Annotated in this window: 15 protein-coding genes and 1 tRNA gene; 11 read left to right on the top strand and 5 right to left on the bottom strand. The window is 68.4% G+C overall.

What is annotated here, in order from left to right; translation table 11 throughout:
• Positions 1-27 precede the first annotated feature (27 nt).
• Entirely contained in the window at positions 28-726 is a 699-nt protein-coding gene (gene phoU, locus OPU70_RS05875) for a phosphate signaling complex protein PhoU (protein ID WP_042539758.1), read from the bottom strand.
• A 221-nt stretch (positions 727-947) separates the two neighbouring features.
• On the opposite strand from phoU, the gene OPU70_RS05870 reads away from it, so the two are divergent.
• Positions 948-2,165, top strand: a complete 1,218-nt coding sequence (locus tag OPU70_RS05870; RefSeq protein WP_056373621.1) for a sensor histidine kinase — start codon at positions 948-950, stop codon at positions 2,163-2,165.
• On the top strand, positions 2,162-2,845 hold the full coding sequence (locus tag OPU70_RS05865; RefSeq protein WP_042539762.1) for a response regulator: 684 nt from the start codon (positions 2,162-2,164) through the stop codon (positions 2,843-2,845). Before OPU70_RS05870 ends, OPU70_RS05865 begins: the two co-directional genes overlap by 4 nt.
• A 69-nt stretch (positions 2,846-2,914) precedes the next feature.
• On the opposite strand, the gene OPU70_RS05860 is transcribed toward OPU70_RS05865, so the two are convergent.
• On the bottom strand, positions 2,915-3,448 hold the full coding sequence (locus OPU70_RS05860; RefSeq protein WP_042539764.1) for a hypothetical protein: 534 nt from the start codon (positions 3,446-3,448) through the stop codon (positions 2,915-2,917).
• 135 nt (positions 3,449-3,583) lie between these two features.
• Between OPU70_RS05860 and OPU70_RS05855 the strand changes: the two genes are divergently transcribed.
• The 6 genes from OPU70_RS05855 (at position 3,584) to OPU70_RS05830 (ending at position 9,164) form a co-directional block, all read left to right on the top strand.
• Positions 3,584-4,066: a CarD family transcriptional regulator gene (locus OPU70_RS05855; RefSeq protein ID WP_042539766.1), complete on the top strand. Its 483-nt coding sequence runs from the start codon at positions 3,584-3,586 to the stop codon at positions 4,064-4,066.
• A gap of 73 nt (positions 4,067-4,139) precedes the next feature.
• On the top strand, positions 4,140-5,351 hold the full coding sequence (gene ispD / locus OPU70_RS05850) for a 2-C-methyl-D-erythritol 4-phosphate cytidylyltransferase (RefSeq protein ID WP_498557336.1): 1,212 nt from the start codon (positions 4,140-4,142) through the stop codon (positions 5,349-5,351).
• 89 nt (positions 5,352-5,440) lie between these two features.
• Positions 5,441-6,031, top strand: coding sequence for a short chain dehydrogenase (locus tag OPU70_RS05845; RefSeq protein ID WP_042539768.1), 591 nt, complete (start codon positions 5,441-5,443; stop codon positions 6,029-6,031).
• A gap of 73 nt (positions 6,032-6,104) precedes the next feature.
• Entirely contained in the window at positions 6,105-7,511 is a 1,407-nt protein-coding gene (cysS, locus tag OPU70_RS05840) for a cysteine--tRNA ligase (RefSeq protein ID WP_498557321.1), read from the top strand.
• Entirely contained in the window at positions 7,504-8,511 is a 1,008-nt protein-coding gene (rlmB, locus tag OPU70_RS05835) for a 23S rRNA (guanosine(2251)-2'-O)-methyltransferase RlmB (protein ID WP_042539772.1), read from the top strand. Before cysS ends, rlmB begins: the two co-directional genes overlap by 8 nt.
• A gap of 11 nt (positions 8,512-8,522) precedes the next feature.
• The gene (locus OPU70_RS05830) at positions 8,523-9,164 is read left to right on the top strand and encodes an NAD(P)-dependent oxidoreductase (protein WP_042539774.1); all 642 of its coding nucleotides are present in this window, start codon (positions 8,523-8,525) and stop codon (positions 9,162-9,164) included.
• 10 nt (positions 9,165-9,174) lie between these two features.
• On the opposite strand, the gene OPU70_RS05825 is transcribed toward OPU70_RS05830, so the two are convergent.
• Both OPU70_RS05825 and OPU70_RS05820 read right to left on the bottom strand, forming a co-directional pair.
• Positions 9,175-10,479: a DUF4032 domain-containing protein gene (locus OPU70_RS05825; protein ID WP_042539777.1), complete on the bottom strand. Its 1,305-nt coding sequence runs from the start codon at positions 10,477-10,479 to the stop codon at positions 9,175-9,177.
• A gap of 77 nt (positions 10,480-10,556) precedes the next feature.
• On the bottom strand, positions 10,557-11,660 hold the full coding sequence (locus tag OPU70_RS05820) for an ABC transporter ATP-binding protein (protein WP_498557320.1): 1,104 nt from the start codon (positions 11,658-11,660) through the stop codon (positions 10,557-10,559).
• Between the two features lie 229 nt (positions 11,661-11,889).
• Here OPU70_RS05820 and OPU70_RS05815 point away from each other — a divergent pair, with 229 nt between their 5' ends.
• Positions 11,890-12,864 carry a DsbA family protein gene (locus OPU70_RS05815; RefSeq protein WP_042539781.1) on the top strand — a complete coding sequence of 325 codons (975 nt, stop codon included), beginning with the start codon at positions 11,890-11,892 and terminating at the stop codon, positions 12,862-12,864.
• 42 nt (positions 12,865-12,906) lie between these two features.
• Positions 12,907-12,982, top strand: a tRNA-Thr gene (locus OPU70_RS05810).
• Positions 12,983-13,082: 100 nt separating this feature from the next.
• Here the strand turns inward: OPU70_RS05810 and OPU70_RS05805 are convergent.
• Complete coding sequence (locus OPU70_RS05805; RefSeq protein WP_498557319.1) at positions 13,083-13,547, bottom strand: hypothetical protein; 465 nt, start codon at positions 13,545-13,547, stop codon at positions 13,083-13,085.
• Positions 13,548-13,829: 282 nt separating this feature from the next.
• Between OPU70_RS05805 and OPU70_RS05800 the strand changes: the two genes are divergently transcribed.
• Positions 13,830-14,783, top strand: a complete 954-nt coding sequence (locus tag OPU70_RS05800; protein ID WP_079113280.1) for an aldo/keto reductase — start codon at positions 13,830-13,832, stop codon at positions 14,781-14,783.
• Positions 14,784-14,800: the final 17 nt, after the last annotated feature.

The following is a 14,800-nucleotide window of genomic DNA, read 5'->3' as shown; positions in this document are numbered from 1 at the left end:
CGCCCCCTTCTTCTCTGTCGTGACGCCTCAGGCGTGACCGAACTCGCGCTGCTGCTCGGCCGCGAGGGGGATGTCCTCCTCTTCGACGCGCCAGTCACCGGTCGCGAGGTACACGACCTTCTTGGCGACGGCGACGGCGTGGTCGGCGAAGCGCTCGTGGTAGCGGCTGGCGAGCGTGGCGTCGACCGTCGCGGTCGCCTCGCCCTTCCAGTTGTCGCTGAGCACCTTCTCGAACACGCTGGCGTGCAGCTCGTCGATGTCATCGTCGGTGTTGCGGATGGTGTCGGCCAGGCGCAGGTCCTGGGTGCGCAGCAGCTCCGAAAGAGTGCGCGAGATCTCGACGTCGAGCTCGCCCATCTTGGTGAAGGTGCCCTTGAGACCCTTCGGGATCGCGCGCTCCGGGAAGCGGAGGCGAGCGAGCTGGGCGATGTGCTCTGACATGTCGCCCATGCGCTCGAGCGAGGCGCTGACACGCAGCGCGATCACCACGATGCGCAGGTCGCGGGCGACGGGCTGCTGACGGGCCAGGATCTCGATGGCCTGCTCGTCGAGCTTGACCGCCAGCTCGTCGATCTTCGCGTCGTCGGCGATGACCTCTTCGGCGAGCTCGACGTCGCTGGTGGCGAACGCACGCGTCGCCTTGTCGATCGAGACCGTGACGAGGTCGGCGATCTCCACGAGACGGGACTGCAGGTCCTCGAGGGACTGGTGGAAGACTTCGCGCATGTGGGCGCAACCTTTCATTCGGGTCTCGACTGTGGTGACAGCGCGAGACGGCTGGGTCGTCCGCGCGGGAGGAGAGGTCCGCGCTCCCGCACAGGCCCGAAAGCGATTGTCTGCTTCGAAGGTTAACGAACGGTGCCCAGCACGTGAATAGTACTTCTCGCGTCGTTGCCAGCACAGGAGAACCCGCCGATCCGGCGGTGAACGCACTCTACGCTGTGGTTATGACCTTGCCGCAGATCGCGCTGCTCGCGTTGGCCGTCGGCCTCGTGATCGGCATCGGCCTATCGCTTCTCATCGCCTGGGCGTACCGCGCCAGGGCACGGGTCGCCGACGAGACGTCACTCGCCGTTCCGGCGGGCGTCACCGCGGTGCTGGGCAGCATGGACGACGCAGCCTGCGTGGTCGATTCCTCGGGGCTCGTGCTCGCCGTCTCCAAAGCAGCCACGCGATTCGGCATAGAGGTGGGAGCACCGCTGGAGAATCCCGAGCTGCGTCAGCTCGTGCGCGGTGGCCGCAACGACGGCGGCTCGGCGACCGAATCCCTGCGCATCACACGGGGCGGGCTCAGCCTCGATCCCCGACTCGTCTCGGCACGCGCGAGTGTGATCAGCCCCCGCATGACCCTGCTGATCATCCGCGATGTCACCGAGCAGGAGCGCCTGGATCAGATGCGCCGCGATTTCGTCGCCAACACCAGCCACGAGCTCAAGACCCCGGTCGGTGCGGTGACCCTGCTGGCCGAGGCCATCGAGTCCGCGGCGGACGATCCTGCGCAGGTGCGCCATTTCGCCACCCGGATCTCGGCCGAGGCCGCTCGTCTCGGTCAGCTGACCGGCCGCATCATGAGTCTGTCGAGGCTCCAGACCGACGACGCGCTGTCGGACGTGCGCCCCGTCTCGATCGACGAGGTGCTGGCGACCGCCCTCGAGGCGCATGTCGTGCAGGCCGACTCGGCCGGGGTCGAGCTCGCTCGCGGCGGCGACCGGGGAGTCTGGGTGCGCGGTGACTCGCAGATCCTGATCGAGGCGTTCGGCAACCTCATCGCCAACGCGATCGTCTACTCCCCGAGGGGGTCCCGCGTCGGCATCGGAGTGAAGGCCGACGACGGTGTCGTCGAGATCGCGGTGTCCGACCAGGGCATCGGCATCGCGGAGGCGGATCGAGAGCGGATCTTCGAGCGCTTCTACCGTGCAGACGAGGCGAGGTCGCGCCGCACCGGCGGAACCGGACTCGGACTCTCGATCGTCAAGCACGCCACACAGCGCCACGGTGGCGAGGTGCGCCTCTGGTCGCGCCCCGGACGAGGCTCGACCTTCACCATCAGGCTTCCCACGATCGATGCTCCCCCGAGCATCGACAGGGACAAGAAGAACAAGAAGAAGCGCGAGCGCAAGGCGGCGAAGGCCGCAGCTCGCGTCCGAAACGGAGAGAACGCATGACCCGCATCCTTCTCGTCGAAGACGAGCCCGACCTCGCCGACCCGCTCGCCTACCTGCTGCGCCGAGAGGGGTACGAGGTCGAGATCGCCGAGGACGGTCCGGGGGCGCTGACCGCGTTCCGCGAGCGCGGCGCCGATGTGGTGCTCCTCGACCTGATGCTGCCCGGCATGCCGGGCACCGAGGTGTGCCGGCAGATCCGCTCGACCTCTGCCGTGCCGATCATCATGGTCACGGCCAAGGACTCGGAGGTGGACATCGTCGTCGGGCTCGAGCTCGGCGCCGACGACTACGTCACCAAGCCGTACTCGTCGCGTGAGCTGCTGGCTCGGATGCGTGCTGTGCTGCGCCGCGTGGTCCAGGCCGACAGCGAGCTCGACGAGCGCGTGCTCGACGGCGGCCGCGTCTCACTCGACATCGACCGCCACACGGTGACGGTCGCCGGTCAGCAGATCAACATGCCGCTGAAGGAGTTCGAACTTCTCGAGGTGCTCATGCGCAACTCGGGTCGCGTGCTCACGCGCGGCCAGCTGATCGACCGGGTGTGGGGCAGCGACTACTTCGGTGACACCAAGACCCTCGACGTGCACATCAAGCGCATCCGCTCGCGGATCGAGGAGAACCCGGGCGAGCCGGTCATGCTCGTCACCGTCCGGGGCCTCGGCTACCGCTTCGAGGGCTGAGCCCCAGCGCCGTACAGAAGGGGCCGTCACCCCGGGGGTGACGGCCTCTTCTTCAGCGTGTGCGCCGGATCACTCCGAGGGAGCGGGGGCGGCCGTGTCGGACGGGACCGGCTCAGGCGTGGGGGTCGACTTCGTGGCGCTGGGCACCAGGTCGGCGTAGTACGGCAGCGCGCCGTCGAGAACCGGGACCTCGGTCTTGGTGCCGGCGCCGTCACCCGACTGGAAGTGGATCTCGATCGTCGCACCGGGCATCGTGTCGAGGTCTTCGATGCGCAGCGGCTCCTCGTCGGCGCCGAAACTGACGGTCTTGCCTGCGGGCACCGACACGGTGAACGGGTCGAGCCCCTCGATCGTCATCGTGAGCGTGGCCTTCTCGGTGGTCGGGTTCACGACGGCGGCGACGAAGTTGCCGACGGAGCCGTCTTCGTTCGCGACGATGAACGCGTTGCGCACGTCGATCGGGCCGTCCGAGTCCGAGACGTTGACGCCGTCCGAGGCCGAGTACTGGACCTCCGTCGACTGCGGCGTAATGAACGTGCAGCCGGTCGCGCCGAGAAGAACGAGGGCGCTGATGGCGGCAGACGCAACAAGGCGCGATTTCACGGGTCCTCCTGAGGTCCGACGGGATATCCGCATCCATTCTATGCGCATGCGGGGTGCCCCCTGAGGACGTGGAGGCGCGAACCTTAGCGCATTCCCCCTGTGGTATCCTTGAGGTTGCCGAAAGGACAAGTTTTTATGCTTTTTGAGGTTGGCGAAACTGTCGTCTATCCGCACCATGGCGCTGCGACCATCATCGAGGTCAAGGAGCGCATCATCAAGGGTGAGGCGAAGAAATACCTGAAGCTCAACGTCACCCAGGGGGACCTCATCATCGAGGTGCCCGCTGAGAACGTCGATCTCGTCGGGGTCCGCGATGTCATCGGCCGAGAGGGCCTCGACGCTGTGTTCGAGGTGCTTCGCGCGCCGTTCACCGAAGAGCCGACCAACTGGTCGCGTCGTTACAAGGCGAACCTCGAGAAGCTCGCCTCCGGCGATGTCATCAAGGTGAGCGAGGTCGTGCGCGACCTGTGGCGTCGTGACCAGGACCGCGGGCTGTCTGCGGGTGAGAAGCGGATGCTGGCCAAGGCGCGTCAGATCCTCATCTCCGAGCTCGCGCTCGCTGAGAAGACCGACGAGGACAAGGCGAGCGCACTGCTCGACGAGGTCCTCGCGTCCTGAGTGGACTGAGAGAAGGCGGGTGCTTCGGCATCCGCCTTTTTTCGTGCGCGCCGGTAACGTGAACCTGGTGAGCATGCTTCCCGTTCCTGACACTGCGATCATCGTCGTCGCCGCCGGTTCCGGCACCCGACTGGATGCCGGAGCGCCCAAGGCGTTCGTCGGCATCGACACGCATTCGATCCTCCGCCACGCGCTCGACGGCGTCTTCGCCGCCGGCCCCGCCCAGGTCATCGTCGTCGCGCCTGCCGGGTTCGAGGGCGATGCCGAGACCGAGGTCCGCGCAGCCGCCGGCGACCGCATCGATCTCGGCAGGGTCGTGACGGGCGGGGCTACGCGGCAGGAGTCCGTCTCCGCCGGACTCGGAGCGCTGTGGGGCGATGTCACGCGAGTGCTCGTCCATGACGCGGCGCGCGCTCTGACGCCCCCCGAGATCATCGATGCGGTGGTGGCGGCCGTCGACGGCGAGAGCGGGGTGATCCCGACGCTCCCGGTCGTCGACACGCTGAAGCGGGTCGAGGGGGATGCCGTCATCGCGCCGGTCGATCGCTCCGAGCTCGCCGCGGCACAGACTCCTCAGGGGTTCCCGCGGGCTCTGCTCGAGGCCGCATACGAAGCGGCGGCCGCGTCGGGCATCGAGTACACCGACGATGCGGCGCTGTTCGCGGCGGCCGGGCATCTCGTGCGACAGATCGCCGGGTCGCCTCGCGGATTCAAGATCACCACGCCGGCCGACCTCGAGCGCGCCCGTCATCTGCTGGCGGACGTGCAGACGCCGACGTCCGTGCCGGACTCCGCACCGGACTACACATGGACCGGACCCCGGGTCGGGCTCGGCACGGATGTGCACGCGTTCGGCGGAGACGGCAACCTGTGGCTGGCCGGCATCGAGTGGCCGGGCGAGCGAGCGCTCTCGGGTCACTCCGACGGCGACGCCGTGGCCCACGCGATGGTCGATGCCCTGCTGGGCGCCGCGGGGCTCGGCGACATCGGCGAGCACTTCGGCACCGCGCACCCCGAGTACGCCGGTGCTCACGCACAGGTCTTCCTCGCCCGCACCCGCGAGCTCCTCCTCGAAGCGGGCTATGCGATCGGCAACGTGTCGGTGCAGTTCCAGGGCAATCGACCGCGCTTCAGCGGCCGCCGTGCCGAGGCTGAGCGGGTGCTCTCGGCGGCACTCGGCGGCGCGCCGGTCTCGGTCACGGCCACCACCACCGACGGCTTGGGGTTCCCCGGGCGCGGTGAGGGCATCGCGGTGACCGCGGTCGCCATGGTCCACCCGACCTGACGCTGCGGACCGCATCGGGGAATGCGTCGGCATCCGCCGTCGTTGTCGGACATCGTCGTGCGGCAGTCGCATGCGGTGAAGGAGGCGTCATGAGGATTCTCGTCATCGGAGCCGGCGGTCAGGTCGGACGAACCGCCGTCCACGCCCTGGACGGTCATGAGATCATCGCCGCGTCGCGCAGCAGTGAGCCCTCGGTGGACGTCACGGATCCGGCTTCCGTCGAACGCCTGTTCGCGACAGTCGGCCAGGTCGATGCCGTGATCGTCGCGGTGGGGGAGGTGCCGTTCCGGCCCCTCGACGGGCTGACCCGTGGAGACTACGAATCCGCTTTCCGCGGCAAGGTGCTGTCGCAGCTCGACGTCGTGCGCATCGGCACGTCGTTCGTGCGCGACCGCGGGTCGTTCACCCTGACCTCCGGCATCCTCGCGCGTGAGCCCATCGCGGCGGGCGCCGCCGCGTCGTTCGCGAACGGGGCCGTCGAGTCCTTCGTGCTCGCGGCGGCCACCGAACTGCCCCGCGGCATCCGCATCAACGCCGTGAGCCCGTCGGTGCTCGAGGATGCGCCGTCGTATCACTCGTCGTTCCCCGGCTTCGTGCCCGTGTCGTCGCACCGCGTCGGACAGGCGTACGCGAAGAGCGTGCTCGGAGTGCAGACCGGGCAGGTGTTCCCGGTCGACTGAGGGTCGGCGAGGCGGTTCGAGGGCCCGGGGTCACACCCAGTCAACGGGATCGGCGGCCCGGTAAGCTTGTGCGGTGACTCTCCGCCTCTACGACACCCGCGCACAGCAGCTGCGCGACTTCGTGCCTCTCGATCCCGAGAACGTCACGATGTATGTCTGCGGACCCACTGTGCAGTCGGGCCCCCACATCGGGCACGTCCGCGCAGCTCTGAGCTTCGATCTGCTGCGACGCTGGCTGACGCACCGGTACGGCCGGGTCACGTTCGTGCGCAACGTCACGGACATCGACGACAAGGTGCTCGCGAACGCGACCGACACCGAGCCCTGGTGGGCGCTGGCGTACCGGATGGAGCAGGAGTTCACCGCGGCGTATGCCGGAGTCGGCATCCTTCCGCCGACCTACGAGCCCCGCGCGACGGCCTCCGTGCCCCAGATGCAGGAGATCATCGCGACCCTCATCGAGCGCGGTCACGCGTACCCTGCGCCGGACGGCTCGGGAGATGTCTATTTCGACGTGCGCTCGTGGTCGGACTACGGCTCACTGACGAATCAGTCGATCGACGCCATGGAGGCAGCGGAGGACGCCGACCCCCGAGGCAAGCGCACCCCTCAGGACTTCGCGCTCTGGAAGGGCGCGAAGGTCGATGAGCAGGCGGATGCCACGTGGCAGTCTCCCTGGGGCGCGGGCCGCCCTGGCTGGCACATCGAGTGCTCGGCGATGTCGAAGCGCTACCTCGGCCCCGAGTTCGACATCCACGGCGGCGGACTCGATCTGCGCTTCCCGCACCACGAGAACGAGCTCGCGCAGTCGACCGCTGCCGGAGACCGCTTCGCGAGGTACTGGGTGCACAACGGCCTCGTGACGGTGGGCGGGCAGAAGATGTCGAAGTCCCTCGGCAACTTCACGCTCGCTCGCGATGTGCTCGCCGAACGCGACCCGCAGGTCGTGCGCTACGCGCTCGCCGCCGCGCACTACCGGTCGAGCCTCGACCTCTCGGAGTCGTCGTGGACCGAGGCCGAGGCGGCGCTGGGGCGGATCCGCACGTTCGTCGAACGCGCGGAGCGCATGCTCCCCCAGACGATCGGCTGGGCGGAGCCCACCCCGATGCCCGACGCCTTCGCGATCGCGATGGATGACGACCTCGGCATTCCGCAGGCGCTCGGGGTCCTGCACGACACGGTGCGCGCAGGCAACGCGGCGCTCGACGCGGGCGACATCGACGGTGCGGCCTCGGCGAGGCACGAGGTCATCGCGATGCTCGACGTGCTCGGATTCGATCGTGTCGGTGAGGCGTCGGGAGGCGGCGACGCGCAGGCGTCCGCTCTCGACACGCTCGTGCAGACGATGATCACGCAGCGTGCGCAGGCGCGCGCTGACAAGGACTGGGCGGCGGCCGATCGCATTCGTGACGCGATCGCCGCCGCAGGAATCACGCTGGAGGACTCTCCGGCCGGAACTCATTGGAGTATCGATGGCTAAGCCAGGCAACCCCTCAGCGGGCAAGGGCAAGAAGAAGGGCCCGAGCAAGGGCACAGGCGGACTCGGGCGCAAGGCGCTCGAGGGCCGCGGACCGACCCCCAAGGCCGAGGACCGCGCATGGCACCCTGCCGGCAAGCGCAAGGCCGCGGCCGAGCGCTATGCGGCGTCCGGCGGAAAGGGAAAGCCGGGGCAGCGTCAGACCGCCGGCGGCAACCCCAACCGTTCGGCACGCGCGAAGGACAACACCACCGAGGTCGAGGTCGTCACCGGCCGCAACTCGGTGCTCGAGGCTCTGCGTGCGAAGATCCCCGCGTCGGCGTTCTACATCGCGCAGCGCGTCGAGATGGACGACCGCGTGAAGGAGATGCTGTCGCTCGCCACCAACCGCGGCATCCCGGTGCTCGAGGTCACGCGTCAGGAGCTCGACCGCATGGCCGGGTACGACGGAGTGCACCAGGGCGTCGCCGTCAAGGTTCCGCCCTACGAGTACGCCCACCCGCAGGATCTGCTCGAGGCAGTGATCGACAAGGGCGAGGTTCCGCTGTTCGTCGCCCTCGACGGCATCACCGACCCGCGCAACCTCGGCGCGATCATCCGCTCGACCGGTGCTTTCGGCGGCCACGGCATCATCCTGCCGCAGCGTCGCTCGGCCGGTGTGAACTCCGCGGCCTGGAAGACCAGCGCCGGCGCGGCAGCGCGTGTGCCGGTCGCTCTCGCGACGAACCTCACGACGCAGCTCAAGGAGTTCAAGAAGCAGGGTGTGTTCGTGCTCGGCCTCGACGGCGACGGCGACGTGCTGCTGCCCGAGCTGCAGCTCGCAGACCGTCCTGTCGTGATCGTCACCGGTTCCGAGGGCAAGGGCCTGTCGCGCCTCGTCGCCGAGACCTGCGACCAGATCGTGTCGATCCCGATCTCTGCTGTGACCGAGTCGCTCAACGCCGGTATCGCGACCTCGGTCGCGCTGTACCAGGTGTCGACCATCCGCAACGCGAAGAAGTAGGGGAGAAGCTCATGGCTCGCATCGTCGTGCTCGGGGGAACCGGCTATGCCGGACGCCACATCGTCTCGGAGGCGGTGAGCCGCGGGCACGAGGTCGTCTCGGTCTCTCGCTCCGCACCGTCGAACCCGGTCGAGGGTGCGCAGAACGTCCAGGGGTCCGTGCTCGACCTCGCGAGCCTGGGCGACGTCTTCGACGGTGCTGACGCCGTCGTGTCGGCATTGTCTCCTCGCGGCGACATGGAGAACTCGGTGCTCGATGCGCTCGGCGGCCTCGTCGAGAAGCTGAGCGGCACCGAGACGCGCCTCGGCGTGGTCGGCGGCGCGGGCGGAAGCCTGATCGCCCCCGGAGGGCCCCGACTCTTCGACCAGGGCTTCCCGGAGGAGTACAAGCACGAGGCGCAGGTCGGCATCGACTCGCTCGCGCTGCTGGAGCAGACCGACGACTCGCTCGACTGGTTCTTCATCCACCCCGCCGAGGTCTTCGGACCCTGGGCGGAGGGCGAGCGCACCGGTCACTACCGCGATGGCGGCGACGTCATCGTGCGCGACGCCGACGGCAAGTCGTTCATCTCGGGTGGCGACTTCGCCGTCGCCGTGGTCGACGAGATCGAGCAGGGCAACCACCACCGCGAGCGCTTCACGGTCGGTTACTGAGGCTGCACGGTCAGACCAGGTCGCGCCAGTCGACCTCGTCGTCGTCATCGGCGACCGGATTCGTGCCGGTGACGACGGGCAGGCTCATCGTCTCGGTGGGCGGGCCCATGATGGTCGCCTCGTCGCGGCGGTGCCGCAGCACCTCGTTGATGTAGCTCGTCAGCACCTCGGCGAGCGGAACGGAGCGTCCCTGGGCCTGTGACAGGTACCACCGGTGCTCGAGGACCTGGTGGAACACCTCGGCGGGTTCGAGCTTGGCCCGCAGCTCCCAGGGGATCGCACGGACGACCGGTTCGAAGACGCGGGTCAGCCACTCGTGCGCGTACATCTCCTCGTCGGCCCACTGCTTGGTGGAGCGCGCGCGGAACTCATCGAGGTCGTTGAGCAGGCGTCGAGCCTGGTTCTCTTCGACGTCGAGGCCGGTCAGACGGATCAGGCGACGCTGGTGGTGTCCCGCGTCGACGACCTTGGGTTGGATCTCGACGACGGTGCCGTCGGAGGTCGTCGACATCGACATCTCATCGATGTCGAACCCGAGGGCGTTGAGACGCTCGACACGTTCGGTGATGCGCCAGGTCTCGGCAGAGGCGAAAGACTCCTGCGCGGTCAACTCGGCCCACAGCGAGCGATATGACGAGACGATGCCGTCGGCGATCGCGACCGCATCGACGCCGTGCTCCAGGCGCCCGCCGGCGGCGAGGTCCATGATCTCGCCGGCGATGTTGGTGCGGGCGAGGTCGAGATCGTAGGCGCGCTGGCCGTCGGTCAGTCCCTCCTCGTGCAGCTCGCCGGTCTCGGCATCGACGAGGTAGGCCGCGTACGCACCGGCGTCGCGGCGAAAGAGCGTGTTCGACAGCGACACGTCGCCCCAGTAGAAGCCGACGTTGTGCAGGCGCACGAGCAGCACGGCCAGGGCGTCGACGAGACGCGTGGCGGTGTCGGGGCGCAGCACGCGGGTGAAGAGCGCACGGTAGGGCATGGAGAACCGCAGGTGCGATGTGACGAGGGCGGCAGCGAGCGGTTCGCCGTCGGCATCCGAGCGCCCGGCGATCACTGCGACGCGGTCGACGCAGGGCACGTCGAGCCTGGCGAGGTTGCCGAGCATCTCGTACTCGCGCCTCGCCATCTCATCGGTCGTCTCCTTGACGGCGACGACCTTGCCCGACAGATCGGCGAACCGCACGAGATGGCGCGAGAGCCCCTTCGGGAGCGACACGATCAACTCGGACGGCCACTTGGCGAGCGGTGTCGACCAGGGCAGCGCGAGCAGTCCCGGATCGATCGAGCTCGCGGTGATCCGCAGCGCATCCTGCATGTCTCTCCAGTCGGTGGGGGAAAAGAAGAAGCGGGGGGGGCGACCGAAGTCAGCCCGCGCCGCGTCCGTGGATCCGATCAGGCGGAGACGATCGGCTTGTCGTTCAGGCGCACGCCCGACTCGATGTCGAACGCGTGCACGTGGCCCGCGTTCGCCGCGAGGGTGACGGTCTCGCCGGCGTTGGGGTGGCTGCGGCCGTCGACACGAGCGACCAGGTCGGCGCGCTTGCCGTTGATCTCGGTGTGACCGTAGAGGTAGCCGTCGGCGCCGAGCTCCTCGACGAGGTCGACGACGACCGAGAGGCCCTTGCCGTCGGCCGGGCCGACGGTGATGTCCTCGGGGCGCACACCCACGGTGACCTGCGAGCCGTTGGCGCGGCCGACCGTGTCGCGGGCGAGCGGGACGACCTCGGTGCCGAAGCGCACACCGCCCTCAGCCAGGTCTGCGCTGAACAGGTTCATGGCAGGCGAGCCGATGAAGCCGGCGACGAACACGTTCTCGGGCTTCTCGTACAGGTCGCGCGGCGTTCCGACCTGCTGGAGCAGGCCGTCCTTGAGCACGGCGATGCGGTCGCCCATGGTGAGCGCCTCGGTCTGGTCGTGCGTGACGTAGACCGTGGTGACGCCGAGACGACGCTGCAGCGACGCGATCTGCGTACGGGTCTGGACGCGGAGCTTGGCGTCGAGGTTCGACAGCGGCTCGTCCATGAGGAAGACCTGGGGCTGACGGACGATCGCACGGCCCATGGCGACACGCTGACGCTGACCACCCGAGAGGGCCTTCGGCTTGCGGGTCAGGTACTCCTCGAGGTCGAGCAGCTTCGCGGCCTCCAGAACGCGGGTCGCACGCTCTTCCTTGCCGACGCCGGCGATCTTGAGCGCGAAGCCCATGTTCTCGGCGACGGTCATGTGCGGGTACAGCGCGTAGTTCTGGAACACCATCGCGATGTCGCGGTCCTTCGGCGGCACGTCGGTGACGTCGCGGTCACCGATCAGGATGCGCCCTGCGTTGACCTCTTCGAGGCCGGCGAGCATGCGAAGCGAGGTGGACTTTCCGCAGCCGGACGGGCCGACGAGGACGAGGAACTCGCCGTCGGCGACCTCGAGGTTGAGCTTGTCGACAGCCGGGCGGGTTCCGCCGGGGTAGAGGCGGGTGGCCTCGTCGAAAGTCACAGATGCCATTGTGTTTCTCCTTCACCGGCAGGTACGTGCCGGACGATCCGTAGTGATAGAGCGGCGGAGCGATCCACCGTGACCCCTCATCGGGTCGGAATCAGTATGGCAGAAGCTCGTCCATCTGGGTATTTCTCAGCCTGGCTGGTTAACATCGATCTCGGCCGCCTTTCGCGGCGTTCGCCGCCCGAGTGGCGTCCGGGGCCACCCTGCCCCCCTGAGACTGTCTAGAGGAACGATGTCGAGCGACGAGACGCCGAACGTCCCCAGCCCTCGCAACACGCGTGAGGCCGTGCGGGAGAAGGCCCAGAAGGTGCACGCCCAGCAGTCGAGGGCGCGCGTGATGCGACGGATCATCCTCGGCGCGATCGCCATCGTCGCCGTGGGCGCCATCGGCACCGCCATCACCCTCGCCGTCTCGGCGCAGGTGTCGAAGCCCCAGCTCACGCCGGGCGGCATGGACGACGACGGCATCCTCGTCTCGGACATCAGTGCGTCCGCGATGTCGGATTCGACCGTCGCACCCCCGAGCCCGGGAGAGACGGAAGCGGGTGGCGAGGCCACGCCGACCCCGGAGCCCACCACCTCGAGCACGGTCGACATCCACATCTACGTCGATTACCTGTCGCCGGATGCCGGCGAGTTCGAGCGCGCGAACGCGCGTCAGCTCGTCAACTGGATCTCCGAGGGAGCGGCCACCGTCACCTACCACCCGGTCGCCCTGCTCACCGCGAGCTCGAACGGCACCAAGTACTCGCTGCGTTCCGCGGCAGCCGCGGCCTGCGTCGCCACGCACTCGCCCGCGCAGTTCTACGCGTTCAACCACGACCTGCTCGACGATCAGCCAGAGGTGAACACCGACGGCTTCTCGGATGCGCAGCTGGCCGACATCGCCGGCGCAGTCGGCTCGGACAACGTGAAGAGCGTCCGATCGTGCATCGAGGACCAGGACTACGTCACGTGGGCGAAGGAAGCCACCTCGCGCGCTCTCGAGGGCCCGCTCGTCGGCTCGGACGATCTCGTGCTCACCGCCGCTCCCATGATCGTCGTGAACGGCGAGGCCTATGTGGGCGCGCTCGACGACCCGAGCGAGTTCTCGCAGTTCGTTCTCACCGTCGCCAGCGACGCCTACTACGCCACGGAGACCCCGACGCCGGCCCCGACGCCCACCGAGACCACGGAGCCCGCCCCCTCGGAGACTCCCGCGTCGTAGTTCGTCGGCCCCCGCCGCCCATCGCTAAGCTGGGAGGCGTCCGCCGACTTGGCGCAATTGGTAGCGCACCGTACTTGTAATACGGGGGTTGCAGGTTCGAGTCCTGTAGTCGGCACCAGACGCGAAGGCCCGCGTCCCCTTGACAGCACCGGGGACGCGGGCCTTCTTCGTGTCTGGGCGAGGAGCTTTGCCCATGCCTCCGCCTCGCGGCGAGAGGCTCACCGCAGGCCGTCTTCGCAATCGCTCCCCGGTCGTGCTCTCGACCACAGCGCGTACTCGCCACCGTCGTCCGTGTCGATCAACCATGGAGGGAAATCGACGTACCGGTCCATGGCCAGGCCCCACGACGCGTCCGCTCGCGTCGATTCGGGGTCGTCGGCGGGCAGTTCATCCTCTGTCGTCCAGTGCTCCGCCGGATGGTCCTTCGCCCATTCGTAGATGAGCTGACCTGTGTCGGACCAGTCACGTTCGTTCATGCTCTCGGCGATGTCGGCAGGCATCCGCACGCGTTCCGACGTGCTGTAGTCGTATGTGCAGGAGTAGGTTCGCCCGTCGTCGCCGACATAGCTCAAGGAGATCGTCACGTCGGTGGTGAGCCACGGCCTCTGGCCTATGGCGATCACGGCGACGAGGGCCCCGATGACGACCACGGCGGTCGCAGTGAGCGCGATCAGCCATCGCACACCCCGTCGCCTTCGAACGAGTCCGGAAGGCGGCGGAACAGAACGAGTCACCGGCGGTTCCTTTCCCGTCGCAGGCGTCCAGCTGTGCGGCATGCGCAGCATCCGCAGGTTGCAGCGAGCTGACCCCGCGTGAAGTCACCAAGTTACCGCGCCTCACCGGCGAGCGGCGGGTGCACGCCGAGGACGCGCTGCGAGGCGGAGCCGGTGAAGGAGTGCTCCGGGGCGAGTGACACGCGACGTCACACACGAAATAGTGCGCGGGGGTGACGGGTTGTCCCGAGTATGACTCGTATCGGAAACAGTGACCTTGACGTCTTCCCGCTCTCGCTCGGCGGCAACGTATTCGGCTGGACGGCCGATCGCGAGGCATCGTTCGCGGTGCTCGACGCGTTCGTCGACGGGGGTGGCGACTTCATCGACACGGCAGACGGCTACAGCGCCTGGGTGCCCGGCAACTCAGGCGGCGAGAGCGAGACGATCATCGGCGAGTGGCTCGCGTCTCGCCAGCCGAAGGGCGTCGTCGTCGCGACCAAGGTGAGCCAGCACCCGGACTACAAGGGCCTCTCGGCGTCGAACGTCCGCCGGGCCGCCGAAGCATCGCTCGCTCGCCTGGGTGTCGACACGATCGACCTCTACTACGCGCACTTCGACGATGAGACGGTTCCGCTGGAGGAGACGGTCGCGGCCTTCGGCGAGCTCGTCTCCGACGGTCTCGTGCGCCACGTCGCGGTGTCGAACTACACGGCAGAGCGCATCCGCGAGTGGGTCGAGATCGCCCGCCGCACAGGAGTCGCGCTGCCGGTCGCCGTGCAGCCGCACTACAACCTCGTGCACCGGAACGACGTCGAGGAGACGATCATCCCGGTGGCCCAGGAGTTCGGCCTCAGCCTCGTGCCCTACTACTCGCTGGCGAGCGGCTTCCTCACCGGCAAGTACCGCTCGGTCGACGTCGAAGGGCAGACGTCTCCGCGTGCCTCCGGCGCGGCGAAGTACGCGACCGAGGCGGGACTGCGGATCATCGACACCCTCGAGGAGATCGGTGACGCGCACGGAGCCTCGATCGCTGCGACCTCGCTGGCCTGGCTGCGTGCCCAGCCGACGGTCGCCGCCCCCATCGCGAGCGCCCGCACGGTCGAGCAGGTTCCCGATCTCCTCGCCGGCGCGCGTCTCGAGCTGACCCCTGACGAGGTCGACGCTCTGAACCGCGTCTCGGAGTGGACCCCGGCGAAGGCCTGAGACCGCTCGCTCTGCCC

It is taken from the genome of Microbacterium sp. SWDP-B6, from assembly GCF_059803615.1.
This window is presented reverse-complemented; position numbering and strand designations above follow the sequence as displayed.

What these genes read in the sequence shown, in the direction of transcription:
- phoU (WP_042539758.1), bottom strand. Translation starts at nt 726, where the DNA reads ATGCGCGAAGTCTTCCACCAGTCCCTCGAGGACCTGCAGTCCCGTCTC.
- OPU70_RS05830 (WP_042539774.1), top strand. Translation starts at nt 8,523, where the DNA reads ATGGCTCGCATCGTCGTGCTCGGGGGAACCGGCTATGCCGGACGCCAC.
- OPU70_RS05870 (WP_056373621.1), top strand. Translation starts at nt 948, where the DNA reads ATGACCTTGCCGCAGATCGCGCTGCTCGCGTTGGCCGTCGGCCTCGTG.
- OPU70_RS05845 (WP_042539768.1), top strand. Translation starts at nt 5,441, where the DNA reads ATGAGGATTCTCGTCATCGGAGCCGGCGGTCAGGTCGGACGAACCGCC.
- OPU70_RS05855 (WP_042539766.1), top strand. Translation starts at nt 3,584, where the DNA reads ATGCTTTTTGAGGTTGGCGAAACTGTCGTCTATCCGCACCATGGCGCT.
- OPU70_RS05825 (WP_042539777.1), bottom strand. Translation starts at nt 10,479, where the DNA reads ATGCAGGATGCGCTGCGGATCACCGCGAGCTCGATCGATCCGGGACTG.
- ispD (WP_498557336.1), top strand. Translation starts at nt 4,140, where the DNA reads ATGCTTCCCGTTCCTGACACTGCGATCATCGTCGTCGCCGCCGGTTCC.
- OPU70_RS05865 (WP_042539762.1), top strand. Translation starts at nt 2,162, where the DNA reads ATGACCCGCATCCTTCTCGTCGAAGACGAGCCCGACCTCGCCGACCCG.
- OPU70_RS05820 (WP_498557320.1), bottom strand. Translation starts at nt 11,660, where the DNA reads ATGGCATCTGTGACTTTCGACGAGGCCACCCGCCTCTACCCCGGCGGA.
- rlmB (WP_042539772.1), top strand. Translation starts at nt 7,504, where the DNA reads ATGGCTAAGCCAGGCAACCCCTCAGCGGGCAAGGGCAAGAAGAAGGGC.
- OPU70_RS05815 (WP_042539781.1), top strand. Translation starts at nt 11,890, where the DNA reads ATGTCGAGCGACGAGACGCCGAACGTCCCCAGCCCTCGCAACACGCGT.
- OPU70_RS05800 (WP_079113280.1), top strand. Translation starts at nt 13,830, where the DNA reads ATGACTCGTATCGGAAACAGTGACCTTGACGTCTTCCCGCTCTCGCTC.